This is a genomic window from Paraburkholderia phenazinium (assembly GCF_900100735.1).
In the GTDB taxonomy this organism is placed as follows: domain Bacteria; phylum Pseudomonadota; class Gammaproteobacteria; order Burkholderiales; family Burkholderiaceae; genus Paraburkholderia; species Paraburkholderia phenazinia.
This window is the reverse complement of record NZ_FNCJ01000002.1, coordinates 218,564-239,239: the sequence shown is the minus strand read 5'-3', so window position 1 is coordinate 239,239 and position 20,676 is coordinate 218,564. Positions and strand designations below refer to the sequence as shown.

Genomic DNA, 20,676 nt, shown 5'->3' with positions numbered 1-20,676 from the left:
GTGCGTGAATGACTCGCAAGTCTAAATGGCTGACGGTGGGCGGGGTGGTCATCGTGGCCGCGCTGATCGTCGCTACGCTGCTGATGTGGAGGCCTGCCATCGCCCCGATCAGTCCTCCTGCAGCTTCATCGTTCGACGCGCAAACAAAGCTCGCCGGCGCGCGCGTAGTCGCGCTCGGCGATTGCATCGTCTGCCATACCGCGAAGGGCGGCCAGCCGTTCGCCGGCGGCCTGCCGCTCGCCACGCCGTTCGGCACCATCTACGCCACCAACATTACGCCCGACGTCGAAACCGGCATCGGCAGCTGGTCGCTTGAAGCCTTCACGCGCGCGGTGCGTTACGGCGTCGCTCGCGACGGGCACCTGCTGTATCCGGCGTTTCCGTATATTCACTTCACGCGCATGTCCGATGGCGACATTTCAGCGGCCTACGCGTATCTGATGACACGCGAACCGGTCAGCGCGACCGCCCCGGCCAACGACCTGATTTTCCCGCTGAACTTCAGACCCTTGCTGGCTTTCTGGAACGTGTTGTTCCTGCACCCCGGCGCACAGCAGGCGGACGCCTCGAAGGACGCCCAGCGGAACCGCGGCAAGCTGCTGGTGGATGGCCTTGGCCACTGCGCGTCGTGCCATTCACCGCTCAATGCAATCGGCGGCGAAAAGTCGGGGCAGGCCTTCGGCGGCGGCATTGTCGACGGCTGGGAAGCGCCTGCGCTCACCGCACTGGGCGCGGCACCCAAACCGTGGACCCAGCAGCAGCTCGTCATGTATCTGCGCACCGGCCGCGCCAGCGAACACGGTGCAGCCGCCGGCCCCATGTTGCCCGTCACGCGCGATCTCGCCACCGTGCCTGAAGAAGACGTACAGGCGATTGCCGCGTACATCCTGTCGATCCAGAAGCCGCAGCCGGCCGCAGCGCACGCCACGGCCGATATCGCCGCTCAAGGCGGCAACTCGCCGCAAGCGCAACGCGGCGCGGCCTTGTTCGCTGCATCGTGTGCGCAATGCCACGGCCCTGCTGCGCCGATGCAGTCGATCGGCGAGCGCCCCACGCTCGCATTCAGCACCGCCGTCAATGCCGCGACGCCGCGTAACGCGGTCCAGATGATACTGAGCGGCAACGGCTGGCATGGCGAGGACAGCATGAACTACATGCCCGCCTTCAACCAGGTTTACAACGACCAGCAGATCGCCGATCTCGCGTCCTACATTCGCGCGACCTATTCGCAGCGCGGGCCGTGGCAGGACGTCGAGACGATGGTGGCAAAAGTCAGACAGGAGAACAACGCGCGATGATCAACCTTACCGTCAATGGCGTGCAACATGCCCTCGATATCGATCCGGCCACGCCGCTGCTTTACGCGCTGCGCAACGACTTGCAACTTCATGGTGCGAAGTTCGGCTGCGGACTCGGACAATGCGGCGCATGCACCGTGATCGTGGACGGCGAAGCCGTGTTCTCGTGCCTGATGCCCGTCTCAGCGGTCGGCAAGCGGCCGGTGCGCACGATCGAGAGTCTCGGCACGGCCGAGCATCCCGGTCCGCTGCAGAAGTCCTTCATCGACCATCAGGCTGTGCAGTGCGGCTACTGCATCGCCGGCATGATCATGCGCGCTCAAGCGTTGCTCGAACGCAATCCGCGGCCGACCGAACGCGAACTCCTCGCCCACATGGAACCGAACCTCTGCCGTTGCGGCACACACACGCGCATCCTGGCCGCGATCCGCAAAGTGGCGCACCTGCCGGCCGCCGGCGCGACGTCGGCCTCATCCCAAGGTGCGGTCAGTCACGGAGGCACGCAATGAGCGTCAAAGAGGAAGAAATCAACGAGGGACGCCGCCGCTTCATGATGTCCGGCGCGCTCGTGGTGAGCTTCAGTCTGTTTCCCGGCGTCTCGGCCATGGCACAGGAAGTGATCGCCGACGAAGGCGCCGCGGTGCATATCGGCAAAGCGACCCAGGCGCTCGCCGGCAGTCTGAAGACCAATCCCTATCTGGACGCGTGGATCAAGATCGATGCGGCAGGCAAGGTCACCGTCTACACCGGCAAGGTGGAACTGGGCACGGGCGTGCGTACCGCGCTGCTGCAAGTCGCCGCCGAAGAGCTGGATATGGCGCCGTCGCTCATCACTTTCCTGACTGCCGACACCGGTGCCTCGCCCGACGAAGGGCTCACGGCCGGCAGTCATACGATGGCGGACAGCGGCAGCGCGTTGCTGAACGCGTCCGCGCAAGTGCGGGGTCTGCTGATCGACGCTGCCGCCGGGCATTTCGGCGTCGACAGCCAGACCTTGAGCGCGCATAACGCGATCATCAAGGCGCCGGACGGCCGCAGCATGACTTACGGCGAAGCGGTGAGTCTCGTCGACCTGCATCGCATGGCGTCGCCGACTTCACCGTTAAAGAGCCCCACGACGTTCGACACGATCGGCACGTCATTGCCGCGTGTGGATATTCCCGGCAAAGTGACCGGCGGCCCGAGCTACGTTCAGGACATGTTGCTGCCGGGCATGTTGCATGCCCGTGTGGTGATGCCGCCCGTCTACGACGCGAAGCTGATCGACACCAATACGCCCGAAATCCTGAAGATGCCGGGCGTCGTCAAGGTGATCAGGAACGGCAACATGCTGGCCGTGGTCGCCAAAGGGGAATGGCAAGCCGTCCAGGCGCAGCGCGCGTTGGCCGCGGGAAGCCACTGGAGCGCCGGGCGTGTCTTGCCCGATCCCGCCACCGTGCATCGCGATCTGAAACAGATCTCCACCGAACACATCGAGATCGCGAACACGCACAATGCGGCCGGCACGCCGGTGAAAACGCTCAGCGCGAAATACAGCAAGCGCTACATGATGCACGGCTCGATCGGCCCATCCTGCTCGGTGGCAGTGTTCAAGGACGGCGTCATGACCGTCTGGACGCACTCGCAAGGTGTCTATCCGCTGCGCGACGGGCTCGCGGAAATGTTGTCGCTGCCCAAGGACAAGGTACGCTGCATTCACGTCGAAGGGTCGGGCTGCTACGGCCACAACGGCGCGGACGACGTGGCCGCGCACGCCGCGTTGATCGCGCTTGAAACCGGCGGCCTGCCGGTGCGTGTGCAATGGATGCGCGAGCAGGAACATACTTGGGACCATTTCACGCCCGCCATGGTGACCGAAGTAAGCGCTTCGCTCGACGCGAGCGGCATGATCGTCGACTGGAACTATGCGCTGTGGAGCAGTTCGCACAACGAGCGGATTGTGAACGCCGGGCGTCTGATTCCGGCGCAGTTGCTGGAGAAGCCGTTCGTGCCCGCGCCGTCAACGCCGATGCTGCAACCCGAAGGCGGCGGCGACCGCAACGCGATTCCGCTGTATGCGCTGCCGAACATGCACATCATGAACAATTTTTCGCCGACCATGCCGTTGCACTCGTCGGCCATGCGCTCGCTCGGCGCGCACATGAACGTCTTCGCAATCGAGACGTTCATGGACGAATTGAGCGCCGCCGCCGGTGTCGATCCGGTCGCCTTCCGGCTCAAGCATATGCAGGATCCGCGCGCCCGTGACGTCATTAAGCTGGTGGCCGAAAAATTCGGCTGGCCGAGGCCGCCGCGCAAGGCCAATCATGGTGTCGGCTTCGCGTTCGGCAAGTACAAGAACCTGATGGCTTACGTGGCGATCGCCGTCGAGATTTCCGTCGTGCCCGAAACCGGCCAGGTTACCCTGGAGCGCGCCGAAGTGGCGGTGGACGCCGGACAGATCGTCAGTCCTGACGGTATCCGCAATCAGATCGAAGGCGGCATCGTGCAATCGGCCAGCTGGACGCTCTACGAAGAATTGAAGTTCGATAGGGAGCGGATCAGAAGCTTCGACTGGAGTAGTTATCCAATTCTGCGTTACTCCGCCGTGCCGCGCAGTATTAACGTCCATCTGATCAATCGCCCCGGCGCGCCGTTTCTGGGCGCAGCGGAAGCGTCGATGGGACCGACCGCCGGTGCGCTCGGCAACGCGTTGTTCGACGCGACCGGAAAGCGCTTGCGCGACATGCCGTTGGGCGGCGACGGTTTGCGCCGTCAAATAGAGGCATAGCGAGTCCCCGAAGTGCCGCCCAGTGCCTCGAGCGAAACTGCAGGGCGTTGCCGGCAACCTCGGCACGCGCGAGGGCCGAGACGCGCTGGCGCAAGCCATGCCACAGACCGACATTCTCGTGAACAATCCTGGCTGGCGGCCTGTGGATTTCGGTCATGACGTGCCTCCTTCGTTCGTATGGCATCGCCCGGTGCGGGCACATATCGTGACGCAGCGTCTCGATCTCCTGCGCCTTGGAGCAGGCCATAATCACGTGCCGTTATTCCAAGTATTCGCGAGATGGCGCTAGGTTTCATAAGTTGGCTCCTTCGGATCAATAGGAATTCAAGCCGCCAGCAAGGCGTGGTGCACGCCTGCCTCTGCGGGGATCAGGTGGGGGGATGACAACGGCCTGAACGGTGCCGGGTCGGAATCGAAATCGAAATCGGCATTCTCGCTAAAGTAGCGGACGAGGTGATCAATCAGTCTGCGCACGCGCATGGGCTGGTTACGTCGCGACCGGTACAACAACTGGGTCTCCAGCGGCGGTGCTTGCCAATCGGTCAGAATACGAACCAGTTCGCCACGCGATTCCGGAATACGCGCGATCTGCTCCGGCACGATCACCACGCCCAGGCCGTCGACCGCGGCAGAAATCAGTGCGCTCGGGCAATTGGTGCGAAATGCGCTGCGGGCGCTGAGTCCCGAGCACTCGCCCGTCGATGAATGGGTAAGCTGCCATGAAGCTTGATGCGACCCGGCCATAACCGCCATGCACAGATCCGGGCGCACATCATCCGGATGCACGGGCATGCCGGCGCTGTCCAGAAACTTCGGGCTTGCGTAGATGCCCAGGCGCGTTGCGGCAAGCGAGCGTGCAACACATGTGGAAGGAGCGGATCTGCCGACGACAATGGAAAGATCGGCCAGATCGCCCAACGTCTCGACACTGTTATCCACGAGGCGCGTATCCACTCGCACCTTGGGATACTCGCGCATGAAGCTCGACAGAACCGGTGCAAGCCGGCTCATGCCGAACAGGACGGAAACCTCGACACGCAGATCCCCCGAAACATCGAGCGCGATATCGTTGCTGACCCGTGCAAGGTCTTCGTAACAGTCCAGAACCCCGGTGGCGTGTTCAAGCACCGTATGCCCGACCGATGTCAACGACACCTTCCGGGTGGTTCGATTGAAAAGTTGCACGCCGAGGAGTGCCTCCAGATCCTGCACCGCCCGGCTCACGGAGGGAACGCCTACGTTGGCGGCATCGGCCGCCTTGGTGAAACTACCGTGGTCCACCACGGCTTTAAAAATCTGCAGTGCTTTCAGACGTTCCATGATTATCTCCGCGTCAAAGGACAGAATGCATGGACCGAATAGTGAGCTGACGCCTCCTCGAATGCGAGTTACGTGGTGTTAAGTTTTGCTAGCCGCGCATAGCGGGCGAAAAAGCGCGTGTTTCGGATCTGTCGGCAACCGCTGCCTGGTCTGCTCGAGGAGAGGCGGGGTAGCCGCACGAATCGATCGATCCAGCGGGCTTCGGCGCGTTGCCGCCGCGTTCGATTTCAGATCTTTTAACTTGGCGGCAGCGCGGGGTTCCGCAATCATGCAATATTTTTCCGGATGCCGTGCTCCGGAAGCGTTGCCACTACTGGCGACCACTACACACGTAAGGGTAGTTTGATGACCTCCTCGTACAGCCTGACGTTCGGCCCCTTCATCTTGCATTTCCCGCAGCGCGCCCTGACGAAAGATGGCGAACCCGTCCGGCTGGGCAGCCGTGCCCTCGACATTCTGGTTGTGCTGGTCGAAAGCGCCGGCCAGCTGATGTCCACACGGGAACTGTGCGATCGCGTGTGGGCCGGCAGCGTGGTCGACGAAGGCGCCCTCCGCGTGCATATGTCGGCGTTGCGTAAGGCATTGGGCGACAGCAACGGCGGAGTCCGCTATGTCGTCAACGAGACAGGGCGCGGCTACCGGTTTGCTGTGCCGGTGACGAAGTCCGTTTCACGCGCCTTTGCCGCGCCCCCCCCTGGCGACGCTCGAACGTTGCCGGTCAGCCTGGCACGCGTGATCGGTCGCGACGACGTCATTGCGGGCCTGACGGATCAGCTTCCCGTGCGACGCTTTCTGACAATCACCGGGCCCGGCGGAATGGGGAAGACGACCGTCGCGTTAGCCATCGCCCATCGTTTTTCCGAGCACACCGGCACCCGCGCCCTCTTCGTCAATTTTGCCCCCGTCTCGGAGACCTCCAGCGCGGCCAGTACGGTGGCTTCCGCCGTAGGCGTCGCCGTTTTCAGCGGGGATCCCGTTCCGGATCTGATCAAGGCACTTGGCAACACGCCTGTGCTGTTGGTGCTCGATAACTGCGAGCACCTGATCGACGCCGTCGCCGAACTGGCTGAACAGTTGCTACAGGGCTCACCTGGCGTCCATCTGCTCGTCACGAGCCGGGAGCCGCTGCGGGCAGACGGCGAGTCGGTACACCGGCTCGCGGCACTACCCTCACCGGGATCGGGCACGCAACTCAGTACGGACGAAGCGGGGGAATATCCCGCTATCGCGTTGTTTCACGACCGCGCCAAGGCCGCGAACGATTCATTTGCGTTGACGGAATCGAATGTCACGGCGGTGTGCGACATCTGTCGCAGACTCGACGGCATCCCGCTGGCGATCGAATTCGCAGCGGCCCGGGTCGGCTTGATGGATGTCCACGCCATTTCCGCGCGCCTCGACGACCGCTTCGCGTTGCTCACCCAAGGCCGCCGAACCGCGCTACCCCGGCAGCAAACACTGCGCGCGACGCTGGATTGGAGTTATGAACTGCTGCAGCCACAGGAGCAGCAGGTTCTGCGGCGCCTGTCCGTCATGCGTGCGTCCTTCGACATGAGCGAGGCGGCCGCGGTCGCGAGCTGCCCGGAACTCGACGATCTCGCCGTGTTCGATGCCACGACGGGCCTGATCGCCAAATCGCTGGTGTCCTGCGACGTCAACGGATCGCCCTTACCTTACCGGCTGCTGGACACCACTCGCCACTATGCGCACTTGCGCCTCGTAGAGGCCAACGAGGTCGACGCGGTGAGGGCCCGGCACGCGGAACATTGCTGCCAGATCTTTGCGGATCCCGCAGCGGCCTGGGAAGGTAAGGCACCCCGCGAATGGCTCGCCATTCACAGCCGACGTATCGACGATATCCGGGCCGCGTTCGACTGGGCGTCGCGTCAGGAAGGCGATCCTACCCTCGCCATCAGGCTGGTGATTGTGACTGCGCCACTATGGTTCCACCTGTCCCTGCCCCATGAGTTCCTCGCGATGGCCGAGCACGCCATCGCCGCCGCGGAGGGCTCCGATCTGGCGGGCACGCCCCAGCACATCGAATTGCTCGCGGCTTATGGCCATGCCCTGTGGCATACGCGTGGACCGACAAGCGCCATGGCGCACGCCTTCGAGCACGCCTATGAAGCGGCCACGCGTCTGAACGACGTGGGAATGGCGTTGCGGACGTTGTGGGGAATCTGGGCCCAGCGCATCCTGGCGGGAAGCTATTCGGAAAGCTTGCAACTGGCCGAACAATTCAGCGACCTCGCGTCTGGAACCGGCGATTTCTCTGCCTCACAGACCGCCGATCATATGTTGGCCCTATCGCATCATTTTCTGGGGAATCAAGTCAAAGCGCGGTCTTTGATCGAAGACGTCATCGCTCGCGACGAAGATCCCATTCGGGCGAATCATGCGAACCACGCGCAGGTCGACGGCCGAATCGCCTCGATGTCCCTCCAGATGCGCATACTGTGGCTGCAGGGATCAACCGGTGAGGCTGCGGCACTCGCCCGCGAGTGCGCGGAACTGGCGTTGGCAATCGACCACGATCTATCGATTTGCTATGGACTCGCGATCGGCTCAATCCCGATCATGCTATGGGAAGGCAACACGGCGATGGCACGCGAGCTCACCGGCAAATTGCGCGAACGGACCCGCAAACGCGGGCTGTCGCACTGGGATAAATGGGCGGAGGGGTTCGAACACCTGCTGGAAGGGCGGCAAATCGTCGTACGGGACGCCACCGTCATGCAACTGGAGCTATTCGCGAGCGCCAACTCCGAGGCTTGCGTCGACGCACTGATCGCGCAGGGTCGCCTCGACCAGCCCTCATGGCTCCGCGACCGCCTGCACGAACGGCCTGGCGCCAGTGGAACGAGACCTGGTGAGTTCGCCGCGGCATGACTCCCTGCCACCTCGCTCGGCGCGCTCACTTGGCCGGAGAAGCCCGTCTGGCGGGCTGATAACAGTTCTTAGCAAAGCTTAACTGACGCCTTGGCGGGTGTCCGCATGAGAATAGCTGCAGACGGAGTGTTCGTGATTGGCAGATCGACCCACGCTCTACGGAGAGCAGCGCAAGGTGTCGATCGCGAGCATCCACAACGGCCCTTCTCATCGGAACCCACGTCATGAATCAACCCGCTTCCACCGGCACATCCCAGGGCTCGACATCGACTCTGGTGAAGCCGTCGTCGGCACACCCGGTCCTGGATCCCGAGACCCAGCAATTTCTCGATCTCGTCGCAGAGGCGGGCCAACATCCCGATCGATTGCTTCTTCAACGTCCGGCGTCTTCGGACGAGTCCGACCCGCGGCAAGCTCAATCCTCCGAACCGTTTCCCGTTACCACAGAAGATCTGACGCTGCCCATCGGCCCGACGGGTTCGGTCGACGTTCGCATCGTGCGCCCGCTCGGCGCTTCCTCCGCGCTGCCCGCCGTCGTGTATTTTCCCGGCGGCGGATGGAGCATGGGCGACCGCATCACCCATGATCGACTGATTCGCCGGCTGGCGGTGCAGGCCGAGGCGGCAGTCGTATTCGTCGAGTACACGCGGACACCGGAAGCACGTTACCCCACGCAGAACGAGCAGGCCTATGCCGCGTTGATCTACGTTATCGAGCATGCCAGTTCGCTTGGAATCGATAGCCGGGCGATAGCCGTTGCCGGCGATGGCGCTGGCGGCAATATGGCTGCCGTCATCACGTTGCTGGCCAAGGTGCGGCGCGGCCCGCGCGTCGCGCTGCAGATTCTGTTCTGCCCGATTCTGTCGGCAAACATGACGTCTGGCTCTTACAACCGATACGCTGACGGCCCCGGATTGACTGCCCTTGCCTTGCAATCGTTCATTCGCGCGCAGTTCCCCACCGAACGCCTGACCGACAAGACGGCGATGCCCCTCCATGCTACGACCGCCGATCTTGAAGGCCTCCCGGCTGCCCTGATCATCACGGCCGAACACGACGTGGTACGGGACGACGCCGAGGCCTACGCACGCAACCTGATGCGCGCCGGTGTTCAGGTCAACGCGACCCGCTATCTCGGCACGATCCATGACTTTGTCGTCCTCGAGGGACTCGCCGACACGTTCCTCACGGACGCCGCGCTCACGCAAGCGTGCACCACGTTAAAAAGGTCGCTGCGACTTGCAGCGAGCCAAGTGCTTTCCTAAAGGCACAAACGCGATTTGCATGTCATCAGAAAAAGATGCGATCGCCGCTTGATTCGATGAAGTCCATCAGCACCTGGTCCGTCCTGCAACGGGTCGACGCGCCAGCAGCTCACCAGGCCGCGCAGAACGTAGTTACTTTCCTTGATTGGGGCATTGCATCATGATGAAACTGGGACGCTTCGAGATTGATCTGGGGATGCGCCGCTTGCGGCTGGATGGCGAGTATGTCCGCCTCGGGTCCCGCGCCTTCGACATTCTGGCAGTGATCGTATCCGCACATGGACGCCTCGTGACACGAGACGAACTGATGAAGGCAGTATGGCCAGGCATCATCGTCGAAGAAGGCAATATCGATGTGCACTTGTCTGCCCTTCGCAAGGCACTCGGTGCAGATCGGGACCTCATCGTTACCGTACCTGGCCGCGGGTATCAATTGGCACAGCCTCCGATCCCTTCGGCGCCGGAACAACCTCGGGCAATGTCGACGATGAAACCCTCCCTGCCGGCCCGTCGGGCCGCGCTAGTCGGACGGGAGACCGCGACCCGCCAATTGTGCGAAGCCCTGGCGTGCTCGCAGGTTTTGACACTCACCGGCACGGGTGGCGTTGGCAAGACAAGTCTCGCGATTGAAGTGGCGCATCAGATGGCATCCCAGTTCGATGGACTCGTGTCGTTCGTCGAGTTGACTGCGCTAAACACCCAAGAAGCGGTGCTGCGCGCGATCGCCGAAAGCTGTCAGCTCCCCGTAGACAGCGCGAGCGTCACCGTCCCCGCACTCGCGGCGGCCCTCTCTGAAACGCCGCGACTGCTGTTCCTCGACAACGCAGAACATGTTGTCGGCAGCGTGGCGGAAATCATCGAGCCGTTGCTCGCGGGAAACAATGCGCTCCGAGTGCTGGTCACGAGTAGAGAGCCATTGCGCATCCGTTCGGAGGTGCTCTTCAAAGTCGACCCATTGGCGCTGCCGAAAACCCATTCCGACCACGAAGACATTCTGCAAAGTCCCGCCGTCGACCTATTCATTCAGCGCGCGAACTCGCTCCCGGCCAATGTCCGCACCGATTACAGCGAAATCTGTCTGATTGGCGAAATTTGCCGCAGACTGGACGGCATTGCGCTGGCCATCGAGTTGGCCGCGGCCAGGGTGGAAGCGCTGGGTGTCGAAGGCGTGCGTCGCCGACTGGATGACCGGCTGGCGATCCTGACAGGCGGCTACCGCACCGCGATGCCGCGCCACCGAACGTTGCGCGCCACCTTTGATGCGAGCTTTGCGCTATTAAGCGAAACCGCTCAATGCCTGTTCCAGCGACTCTCCCTATTCAACAACCCGTTCACCTTCGAGTCGATGCGCGCCGTCGTGTGTGATACGGAACTGTCGGAAGAGGACGTGATCGATGGAATAGGCGAGCTGGTCGCGAAATCGCTTGTCAATGTCAGTCTCAACGAATCGGAAGCAAAGTATCGGCTGTTCGAATCCACCCGCGCTTACGCCGCCGACAAGCTGCGCGAGAAAGCCGACATGTCGCGTATTGCGTCGCGCTACGCGCAATATTTTTCGATGAATGCCGACGCACGCTCCAACCGTGAGCTGGCCATTGCTGACGCGCCGGCGGATTTGCTGGCCGCGTGACAATGTGGATGAATCTCCGGCAGTTCAAACCCAGCGAGACAGGGTCAGAGGCATCACTTTGTCGCGAGGCAGTTGAAAGACTGCTTCACGCCGACTGCCGCGCCTTGATGGTCGCGCGATGTTCCACCGGCCTCGAGACGTGCCCGCCAGCATAAGGCAATGCAGAGGCGAGCGTAGCAAGCAGCCGCATTTCCGCACGAGTGTCGATCGATGCCGGACGCAATTCATTCAGTGAATTAATGGCCCGCTCGGCGCGCATGCAACATTCATCGATCAGTCCCGTCTCGAGTAGCACTTCTGCGAGACTTGCGGCCAGCCCCACGCCGACCTGGACATCGCCTTGCGCAGAGAACGCCCAATCGAAAGCACTGCGTGCATTCTCCAGCCACTCATTGAGATCCGCCTCCCGGCCGGATGGATCGGAAGGGCGGCCGGTCGATTGCGGGTGCCAGCAACGAGAAAGGTAAGACGCATGTCGCACAGCGATCAGCTTCTGCTCGCCTTCGGCGAGGAGCTTTTCAAGCGCATAGGCACGCGTCGATTCGGACAGGCGATAGAGGCTTACTGGTCCGTCGAACTCAACGTTGACCAGCGATTTCGCCACCAGATCGTTAATGCAGCTGATCGCGTCCGCTACAGCATAATTTTCGTCGCATACCACCCCGCACATCGCCTCGAAATTAAAGCCACCGCTGAATACCGCGAGACGCCCGAAGAGTAGCTGACTTGCCGGATTCAGCAGGGAGAAGCTCCAGTCGAAAGTCGCGCGCAAGGTTTGATGGCGGGGAAGCGCGGTTCGGTAGCCGCCCGTAAGCAATGAAAAGCGGTCGTTCAGGTAGCGATGAACCTGCTGCAAACCTAACGCTTCCACCCGTGACGCTGCCAACTCTATCGCCAACGGAAGGCCGTCGAGTCGACGGCAGACCTCGCCGACAAGATGAACATTCGCGCCGACCACATCCCTACTTCGTTGTAGCGTATTCGCGCGCAACAAGAAAAGTCGGACTGCTGAGCACCCCAAAATCTCGTCCTCGGTCGAACCCGGGGTAGGGACATCGAGTGGCTCAACCTTGTAGATCGTCTCCCCCATGATACGCAGCGGTTCGCGGCTCGTGACAAGCACACGCAGGTGCTCGCAGGCCGCTATGAGCCCGTCGACTATCCAGGCAACCGCGTCGATCACATGCTCAGCGTTGTCGAGCACCAGCAGCATCTTTTTACTGGAAAGTGCCGCAGCAAATTGCGTGATCTCGATCGCCGCGTCGGGACTGCGCAGCGCGCATGCTTCTGCGATCTTGAGCAAGACCGCATCGTGAGTGCTTACGGTGGCCAATTCGACGAAACACACCGTTCCGGAGAAGCCGTCCGCGACGCGGCGCGCTATCTCTTTGGCGAGGCTCGTCTTGCCAATCCCGCCTGCACCCACCAGCGTCAACAGATGCGCGGTTTGGAGCAACGTGCGGATTTCACCTACGGCGGTATCGCGACCGGTTAATTCCATGTCGCGGACCGCCAAGCCAGGTTTAAGCGATGCTCGGGAGTCGGCCACTGCCCCCCGAATGGCCCGTGGTCGTTGATTCAGGTGATAGCCGCGACCAGGGATGGTGACGATCAGGCCGCGGTCCGCACCAAGTGCTTTACGCAGCGCGGACAGTTGAACATGGATATTGCATTCGTCAACCACGGTCTTCGGCCAGACCGCGTCCATCAATTCGCTCTTCGTCACGATCCGCCCGGCAGCGGAAGCGAGCACGGCAAGAATCTCGAAGGCGCGCGATCCCAAGGGTACAATTTGGCCGCCCTGGTGCAACGCCCGAATTCCTAGATCGATTTGGAAGCGGCCCAACTCGATCACGTCAGCACCGGAGTTCGTACGTCGATTGGAATCCGTCATCTTCTTGCTCGTATTTGAGGAGGCAGATCCTTGTATCCGTTTGCACCAATATCTGATCGCATACAGACAGTAGGCACACGGGTCTGAAAAAGCACGACCGGTCGCAGCGTAAGCAGGCAAACGCCGAATTCCGTGGGCTTTCGAGCCCGACGTTAATGGGAATGTTTTTTGTTGAGCGTGAGCGCGCCTGTCGTCTGAGAGCCGCGCGTGCCACATCATTTTTTTTGCAACACCACGCTGCGAGTGTGCCCGCTTTACACGCGTCGAGATACGGGTCCATGAACAAATCTCTTTTGAACAAAGATCAACAATGAACATCACCCTCGACGAACTGGAAGCTTTCACCGCCGTAGCCAATACCGGGTCGATGACAGCGGCCGCCCGGCAGCTGGAGCAGACGGTGTCGGCAACGAGCCGCACGTTGGGGCGTCTCGAAGAAAAGCTGAAAACGACGTTAATGCGTCGAAATACGCGCAGGATGGTGCTGACCGAGGAAGGGCGTGTTTTCCTTCAACACGCTCGCTCCATCATCGATTCGGTCGAGAACGCTGAAGAGCAGATGGTCGCACGGCGTGAGAATCCGTCGGGACTCTTGCGGGTCAATGCCGCATCGCCCTTTATGCTGCACGTGATTGCCCCGCTTGTGAAAGGGTTCCGCAAGCGTTATCCGCACGTTCACCTGGAACTGAACACGAACGACAACATCATCGATCTGCTTGAAAGTCGGACCGACGTCGCGATCCGGATTGGTCAACTCAAGGATTCGACGCTGCACAGTCGCCTCATTGGCAGCAGCCGCATGCGTGTTCTTGCGAGCCGGGAATACCTTGAAGCGCACGGGTGTCCATGCGAGGTTTCTGATCTTGACAATCACGCCCTGCTCGGTTTCACACAACCGGAGTCGCTCAACGTATGGCCGTTGTTCGGGACCGACGGTGAGTCTTTTCGTATAGAACCCGTGGCTAGTTCGTCGAGTGGCGAGACGATTCGTCAATTGGCGCTCGAAGGCGTCGGTATAGTCTGCCTGTCGGATTTTATGACCGACCGAGACCGCGAAGCAGGGCGCCTTACTCAGATCCTGGCTTCTCAGACTAAAGATGTTCGACAGCCGATCCATGCTGTGTACTATCGCAATACAGCGGTTTCTTCGCGAATAGCCTCGTTCGTCGATTATCTGATTGAAGAAATTGCCGGCGCGGGGACGACGACGCATCAGACTAAGTGGGCGGGTCAAGTATAGATAAGCTACACAGCGCGGCTCGTAGCCTCGAAGATGGCAAAGTGGGGGTTCCCATAAACCGCTCTAAAATCAGCAGCCAGGAGGATGTCTGCGGAAGATATCGGAATTACCCGGAAGCCTTGACTGGCGGAAGGCAGCAGGAGTCGAACCTACCAGGGAGCGTCTGACACCCCCTACTGGGTTTGAAGCCCAGCCGCACCACCGGATGCGAATGCCTTCCATCATGGAAAGATGAACAACCAACGCATCAGCCAGGATGCGTTCAAAGCCCTTCAAGCAAGCGGCTATCAGCGCGCACGAAGCGAAGATCACGTTGAAACCGAGTATACCCAACGCGATCGAAGAACTCCAAAATCTGGATCGCACGCTTGCGGCCCAAACCACTCGCATCGCGGAACGCCGACGCGCCCAGCACCCCACCCTGTTCCAGCGCAAGCGAGGCCACCAGACCCGCCAGCTCGCGCACCGTATCTGGGTGATAGAACAGGTCCCGCACCACCTGATAGACAGCACCTCTCCGCGCCAGTTTGCGCAGGAGCTGCCGAACCTTGTCTTCCGGCGCTTGAGTCGCGCTCGCCAGATCACGCACCCACGGAGGATCGAAGCGGCCTTGGGCGATCAGAGGCAGTAGCGTCGCGGCCAACGCCTCTTCGCTCGCATCGAGCGACACCGTATGCTCCGGCAAATGCAGCCACGCACCGCTCCTCACCACCCTGCCCTCTGCCACCAGCGCGTCGATCAACGCGCGCCACACGCCCTCCGCCAGGAGCGGTGCCGCCATGCGCCGAAGGCGCGCAGCGTCCGGGCCTTGCTCGTCGGGCATACGTTCGTGAAACTGCCGCAAAACGCTCACGATCTGCACTGCAAGACGGTCCCAATGACGCCGCAGGAGTATCACCGCGTCATCGGCCGTCTTGCCGTTCAGCGGAACGATCAGCGTCGTGTCCGGCACGCTCAATAGCGAAGCGGGCAGCCCGGTCAGATGCATCAGCGTCGAACGCAGCATGCCGCGCGGCGCCTGTTCGAGCAGCGGTTCGATGGTGCCCTCGTCCAGCCAGACTCGCAGCGCATCGAGCCACGCGCGCCGCTCCGGCGTGCGCCGTTTGCGCGCCGGACCGAACGGATCGAGTACCCGGCCACCGCCGACCGTGCGGCTCGCCTGCGCATTACGCACAATAAAGCGATCGCCTGGCAAGGCGCATACCGGTTCATCGAACACGAGCTGTACGCGCGCGGCCTGCCCGGCGGACAGGGTGTCGCCATCCAGCAGCGCCACATGCGCGACCCTGTGCAGGGTGCCGATATGCACATGCAACGGACTCCAATGCTGCAGCGTCAGTCCGGCATCGGCCAACAGCGTGAGTTCGACATCGAGCCGCTCCGACGGCTCGGCAAGCCGCTCATCGACAATCCAGTCGCCACGCGCAATCGCGTCCTTGTCGATCCCCGCGAGGTTCAGTGCACAGCGCTGTCCAGCATGGCCCGTCTCGGCCGCGCGATTCTGCGCATGAATGCTGCGCACGCGTACCGGCGTCGCGGCCGGCGCGAGCCGCAGCGTATCGCCTACGCTCACGCGCCCGGCGAACACCGTGCCCGTCACGATCGTGCCTTGCCCGGCCAGCGTGAACACACGATCGATCGCGAGGCGAAACAGACCGTCATCGCGGCGCGCATGCCACGTCATCGCGACTTCGTGCAGGTACGCTTTGAACTGCGCCACGCCCGTATCGTCCGGCCGGGTGGCGTTAGTTTCGAACAAAGGTGCCTGCGCGAGTGGCGTTGCCGCCAGCCAGGCTTCAATTTCCGCGCGCACCTGGGCAAGCCGGGGCGCATCGACCCGGTCGGTTTTGGTCAACGCCACCGCGCCATGGGTCACGCCGAGCAGTTGCAAAATCGCCAGATGTTCGCGCGTTTGCGGCATCACGCCGTCATCGGCGGCGATCACCAGCAGCGCGAAGTCGATGCCGCATGCGCCTGCGGCCATCGTATGCACCAGTTTCTCGTGACCCGGGACATCGATCATGCCGAGCACCTCGCCGTTGGCGAGCGGCGTGTACGCATAACCGAGTTCGATCGAGATACCGCGCGCCTTTTCTTCCTTGAGCCTGTCGGTATCGACACCTGTCAGCGCACGCACGAGGGTCGTCTTGCCGTGATCGATATGCCCAGCTGTACCTACGATCATGCGTGCAACGCCTCACATTGCGTGAGGAACGCGGCTTCATCTGCGGCTTCCAGGCAGCGCAGGTCGAGCTGCAAGGCATCGTCCGCGATACGGCCAATCACTGGACGCGGCAATGCGCGCAGCGCCTTCTCAAGCGTCATTAAAGCGCGGCCGCTGCGTTTTCCCGCTGCATGACGCACCACCAGCCCGTAGCTCGGCAACTGCTCGACGGGCAACGCCCCGCTGCCGATCTGACTGAACATCGGTTCCGCGCTCACGCTGAAGCTATCCCCGAGTGCGCGCTGCAGGATCGGCAGCGCACGCTCCGCGAAGCCGCGCATCTCGGCCACGGGCCGGGTGAGCAGACGCAACGTCATCAGCCGTTCGCGCAGGAACTCGGGTGCCTGATAAAGACGCAATACCGGCTCAAGCGCCGCGAGCGTGAGCTTGCCGACGCGCAACGCGCGTTTGAGCGGATGCTTCTTGATCTTGCGGATCAAATCCGCCCGTCCGACGATCAACCCCGCTTGCGGACCGCCGAGCAGCTTGTCGCCACTGAAAGTCACGAGATCCGCGCCGGCGGCAATATTCTCGCTCACGGTCGGTTCACGAGACAATCCCCATTGGGTCAGATCGACCAGCGTGCCGCTGCCCAGATCGACTCCGACCGGCAGGCCGTGGCGCCGCGCGAGCGGCACGAGTTCATCGAGCTCGACCGTCTTCGTAAAGCCGCTGATTGCATAGTTGCTGCAGTGGACTTTCATCAACATCGCAGTTCGCGGACCGATTGCTTCTTCGTAGTCCTTTAGATGGGTCCGATTGGTGGTGCCGATTTCGTGCAGCCGGGCACCGGCTCGCGACATGATGTCGGGAATGCGGAACGCCCCGCCAATCTCGACCAGTTCGCCGCGCGACACGATCACTTCCTTCTTCGACGCCAGCGCGGAAAGCGTCAGCAGCACGGCGGCTGCGTTGTTGTTGACCACCGTAGCGGCTTCGGCACCGGTCAATTCGCAGATGATGCCTTCGATCAGATCGTCGCGATCGCCACGGCCGCCGGTCGCAAGATCGAACTCGAGATTCACCGGGTTGGTGAGCGCGTCGACAACAGCGCGCACGGCTTCGTCGGGCAGCAGCGCACGGCCGAGGTTGGTGTGCAGGACGGTGCCCGTGAGATTGAACACGGTCCGCAGACGGCTTTGGGCGCGCTGCGCCAACAGCACGGCGGCCTGCGCGGCGATCTGGCTTTCATCGCACGCAGACGCTAACAGCAAGCCAGCCCGCGACGTTGCAGGCGCCCGGTCTGCCTCTACCGGCGCCTTGCGAGAAGGCGTGATACCGGTCGTGGCGTGCGCAGCCGCGCCGGACTCGATCTGGAATTCGCCCGCTTGCAGATCGTGACGGAGCGAGTCCAGCGCCGCGCGCACAGCGGCCAGCACCTGGGTACGGCCGTATTGCGCGAGCAATGGCTGGACGGCGGCGCACGACATGACGCGCTCGACGGCCGGCACACGCGCCAGCAATGTGTTTAGCGGATTCCCCTGCACTTCACTCACGCGATGTATCTCCTGCTTATACGTCCGATGGCAGTTCGGGCCATAGCAGCGGATTGGGGCCGCTGCGCTGGTAGCCCGCTTCGTTCATTAACAGATCGAGCGTGAGGCTCGCAAGATCATCGGCGAGCGGTTCAAACTCGAAGTCTTTCTCCTGATAGCCGATCTTGCGATAGGTATGACATTCATCGCAGGACTCTGCTTTGAGCGCTTCGTTGCCGCCCTCGATACCATGATAGGCGATGCCTTTGGTCGAGTCGCAATTGGAGCATTTGGTGCGAACCACATGCCATTCGTTGGCGCACAGACCGCATTGCAGATAACGATAGCCCTGATATTGCCCCCCCACGCGCACGATGCTGGCGACCGGCAGCGCACCGCAAACGGGGCAGACGCCGGGCGTGCCGAGATACGGAATATCACGCGAATCGAGGCGGCTCGCAAGCTCCGTCCAGACAAGCTGCAGAGCCGCCATGATAAACGGTGCGGTGGCTGGGTTGATTTCGCCGTAGCGGTGGGCGAGCACGGCGTCCGCCTGGGCATCGAGTTCGGCAGGCGATTTTAGCCGCAAGGCATCGAGGACTTTGCCGAGGGTGGGCGTGACCGCACCGGCGGCTTCGACCTTATCGAGCAGGCGGTAAAGGATGTCGCGCCATGCCGGATCGCGGTCCGGGGAGAGAGCCGGGATGACCGGCATGGAGTGCTGTTGAGCGTGTTCGATCGCGTCGCGCGACGGACCTTTTGCGGCGAAGCCCGCTAGAAGTTGGTGCTGCGCGTAGACGAGCGTCGACATCAGTCTGACGTACCCGCCAATCGGGCTTGTCGCTGCGAGTTGGTTTAGTCGCGCTGCACGCGTGGCAAATACCGTCGCCCGTTCCGGCAAACGGATACGCGGAATCGCCGAGTGGTCCAGCGATTCAATCTGCGATGGGTCCAGGATTTTTTGCGGCATTGTCGGGCCTCGTTCTGTGCCGCGCACGGCTGGGGGTGAGTGGTCAAGTTTGGCTTCTTTCTGCGTTGCCGGCGGCGTTCGTTTGGATTTCCTAAGGCCAAATGTACAAGAACACGACCAGGCAAGCACGGCCCCAATCACTTGACACTCTCCCTGAACCACTTGGGATGATGCTTGCGCGCCCACCCAAGACTAACCGTTCCCCGCACCATAGCCCCAATGGACCCCTTGATCCAGAGCGCAGCATAAATATGGACGACAATCCCGACAATGAGCACAAACGCAGCGGCGGCATGAACCACCGCCGCGAGACGAATCACCCCAATTGGGAAGTAAAAGGAAAAATACCGCCGCCAGATCACCACGCCACTGCAGAGCAATAACAGCAGACACAGAACCATCGTAAAGAACAAAAGCTTCTGCCCAGCGTTATACCGCCCAATCTCAGGCAAATCCTCCTCGCGATTAGCGAGCACATCGTCAATCTGCCGCAGCCACTGCACATCGTCGCGATCCAGATAGTTGTGATGCCAGAACCGCACCGCGAGTATGAAGAACGACACAAACATCACCAAACCCACAAACGGATGCAGAATCCGCGTCCACTGCCCGCCGCCGAACAACGCCGTCAGCCAGAACATCGAAGGATGAAACAACGCCAGCCCAGAAAGCGCCAGCAACACAAACGTAATCGCCGTGATCCAGTGATTCGTCCGCTCATTCGCCGTGTAACGCACAATCAGATTCGGGTCATTTGACTTCATCGCTCTGCTCCTCGCGTTCGGCACGAATGCGCCGTGCCTCATCCTGGGCAGCCAGTTCGTCGTCTTCCGTCACTTCGTTCGGCCCCACCCGCGCGTAGTGGAAGAACCCGGACAGCGCCGCCAGCGCAATCGCCGCCACCGCCAGCGGTTTCGCCATGCCCTTCCACAAGAGCACCATCGGGCTGATCCGCGGATTGTCCGGTAAGCCGTGGTACAGCGACGGTTGATCCGCGTGGTGCAGCACATACATCACATGCGTGCCGCCAACGCCCGGTGGGTCGTACAGACCGGCGTGCTCGAAGCCGCGTTCCTTCAGGTCCTCGATGCGCTCCGCCGCGTGCTGCTTCATGTCCTCCTTGGTGCCGAACACGATCGCGCCAGTCGGGCAGGTCTTCACGCATGCAGGCTCCTGGCCCACCGCCACCCTGTCGGAACACAGCGTGCATTTATACGCCCGGTGGTCCTTCTTCGAAATACGAGGAATGTTGAACGGACAACCCGTCACGCAATAACCGCAGCCAATGCAGTTCTCTTCATGAAAATCGACGATGCCGTTCGTGTACTGCACAATCGCACCCGGCGACGGGCACGCTTTCAGGCAGCCCGGGTCCTCGCAGTGCATGCAGCCGTCCTTGCGGATCAGCCATTCGAGGTTGCCGTCCGGGTTCTCGTACTCGGAGAAACGCATCACCGTCCACGAGTGCTCGCTCAGATCCATCGGGTTGTCGTACACGCCGTGGTTGATCCCCACCTCGTCACGCAGGTCGTTCCACTCCATGCACGCCGTCTGGCAGGCCTTGCAGCCGATGCACTTGCTCACGTCGATCAGCTTCGCGACCGTGCCGGTCACCGGCTCGCGTACTGCCGGAGGCTGGACGGTGGTGGCCGACTGGCGCTTGATATCCAATGATTGCAGTGCCATTTTTTATCTCGCGCC

General features: G+C 61.9%; 14 protein-coding genes and 1 tRNA gene. 7 read left to right on the top strand and 8 right to left on the bottom strand.

Annotated features, from left to right (window positions below; translation table 11 throughout):
- The first annotated feature begins 8 nt into the window (after window positions 1-8).
- From BLQ92_RS04915 to BLQ92_RS04905, 3 genes are read left to right on the top strand one after another with little or no spacing between them, the layout of a single operon-like run.
- A complete protein-coding gene (locus BLQ92_RS04915) occupies window positions 9-1,298 on the top strand; it encodes a c-type cytochrome (RefSeq protein ID WP_090682218.1) in 1,290 nt (429 codons plus the stop codon).
- A complete protein-coding gene (locus BLQ92_RS04910) occupies window positions 1,295-1,807 on the top strand; it encodes a (2Fe-2S)-binding protein (protein WP_090682216.1) in 513 nt (170 codons plus the stop codon). The genes BLQ92_RS04915 and BLQ92_RS04910 overlap by 4 nt, the downstream gene beginning before the upstream one ends.
- Window positions 1,804-4,068 (top strand): xanthine dehydrogenase family protein molybdopterin-binding subunit, encoded by a 2,265-nt coding sequence (locus tag BLQ92_RS04905; RefSeq protein WP_090682215.1) that lies wholly within the window; start codon window positions 1,804-1,806, stop codon window positions 4,066-4,068. Before BLQ92_RS04910 ends, BLQ92_RS04905 begins: the two co-directional genes overlap by 4 nt.
- 324 nt (window positions 4,069-4,392) lie before the next feature.
- Here BLQ92_RS04905 and BLQ92_RS04895 read toward each other — a convergent pair whose 3' ends face one another.
- Window positions 4,393-5,388: a LysR family transcriptional regulator gene (locus BLQ92_RS04895; protein ID WP_090682211.1), complete on the bottom strand. Its 996-nt coding sequence runs from the start codon at window positions 5,386-5,388 to the stop codon at window positions 4,393-4,395.
- A gap of 384 nt (window positions 5,389-5,772) precedes the next feature.
- On the opposite strand from BLQ92_RS04895, the gene BLQ92_RS04890 reads away from it, so the two are divergent.
- The 3 genes from BLQ92_RS04890 (at window position 5,773) to BLQ92_RS04880 (ending at window position 11,172) form a co-directional block, all read left to right on the top strand.
- A complete protein-coding gene (locus tag BLQ92_RS04890) occupies window positions 5,773-8,277 on the top strand; it encodes an ATP-binding protein (protein WP_244896618.1) in 2,505 nt (834 codons plus the stop codon).
- Between the two features lie 224 nt (window positions 8,278-8,501).
- The gene (locus BLQ92_RS04885) at window positions 8,502-9,542 is read left to right on the top strand and encodes an alpha/beta hydrolase (protein WP_090682208.1); all 1,041 of its coding nucleotides are present in this window, start codon (window positions 8,502-8,504) and stop codon (window positions 9,540-9,542) included.
- A gap of 160 nt (window positions 9,543-9,702) precedes the next feature.
- Entirely contained in the window at window positions 9,703-11,172 is a 1,470-nt protein-coding gene (locus tag BLQ92_RS04880; RefSeq protein WP_090682206.1) for an ATP-binding protein, read from the top strand.
- Window positions 11,173-11,257: 85 nt separating this feature from the next.
- Here the strand turns inward: BLQ92_RS04880 and BLQ92_RS04875 are convergent, their stop codons facing one another.
- Window positions 11,258-13,066, bottom strand: coding sequence for an ATP-binding protein (locus BLQ92_RS04875; RefSeq protein WP_244106315.1), 1,809 nt, complete (start codon window positions 13,064-13,066; stop codon window positions 11,258-11,260).
- A gap of 310 nt (window positions 13,067-13,376) precedes the next feature.
- Here BLQ92_RS04875 and BLQ92_RS04870 point away from each other — a divergent pair, with 310 nt between their 5' ends.
- Window positions 13,377-14,306, top strand: coding sequence for a LysR family transcriptional regulator (locus BLQ92_RS04870; protein WP_090682205.1), 930 nt, complete (start codon window positions 13,377-13,379; stop codon window positions 14,304-14,306).
- A 124-nt stretch (window positions 14,307-14,430) separates the two neighbouring features.
- Here the strand turns inward: BLQ92_RS04870 and BLQ92_RS04865 are convergent.
- The 6 genes from BLQ92_RS04865 to fdxH form a co-directional block, all read right to left on the bottom strand.
- Window positions 14,431-14,526 (bottom strand) — tRNA-Sec (locus BLQ92_RS04865).
- 42 nt (window positions 14,527-14,568) lie between these two features.
- Window positions 14,569-16,491 carry a selenocysteine-specific translation elongation factor gene (gene selB, locus BLQ92_RS04860; protein WP_090682203.1) on the bottom strand — a complete coding sequence of 641 codons (1,923 nt, stop codon included), beginning with the start codon at window positions 16,489-16,491 and terminating at the stop codon, window positions 14,569-14,571.
- Window positions 16,488-18,026, bottom strand: a complete 1,539-nt coding sequence (gene selA / locus BLQ92_RS04855) for an L-seryl-tRNA(Sec) selenium transferase (protein WP_090682202.1) — start codon at window positions 18,024-18,026, stop codon at window positions 16,488-16,490. Before selA ends, selB begins: the two co-directional genes overlap by 4 nt.
- 16 nt (window positions 18,027-18,042) lie before the next feature.
- Window positions 18,043-18,975 (bottom strand): formate dehydrogenase accessory protein FdhE, encoded by a 933-nt coding sequence (gene fdhE / locus BLQ92_RS04850; RefSeq protein ID WP_090682200.1) that lies wholly within the window; start codon window positions 18,973-18,975, stop codon window positions 18,043-18,045.
- A 137-nt stretch (window positions 18,976-19,112) separates the two neighbouring features.
- Window positions 19,113-19,739, bottom strand: a complete 627-nt coding sequence (locus BLQ92_RS04845) for a formate dehydrogenase subunit gamma (protein ID WP_090682198.1) — start codon at window positions 19,737-19,739, stop codon at window positions 19,113-19,115.
- Entirely contained in the window at window positions 19,726-20,661 is a 936-nt protein-coding gene (gene fdxH / locus BLQ92_RS04840; protein ID WP_090682197.1) for a formate dehydrogenase subunit beta, read from the bottom strand. The genes BLQ92_RS04845 and fdxH overlap by 14 nt, the downstream gene beginning before the upstream one ends.
- Between the last annotated feature and the right edge of the window lie 15 nt (window positions 20,662-20,676).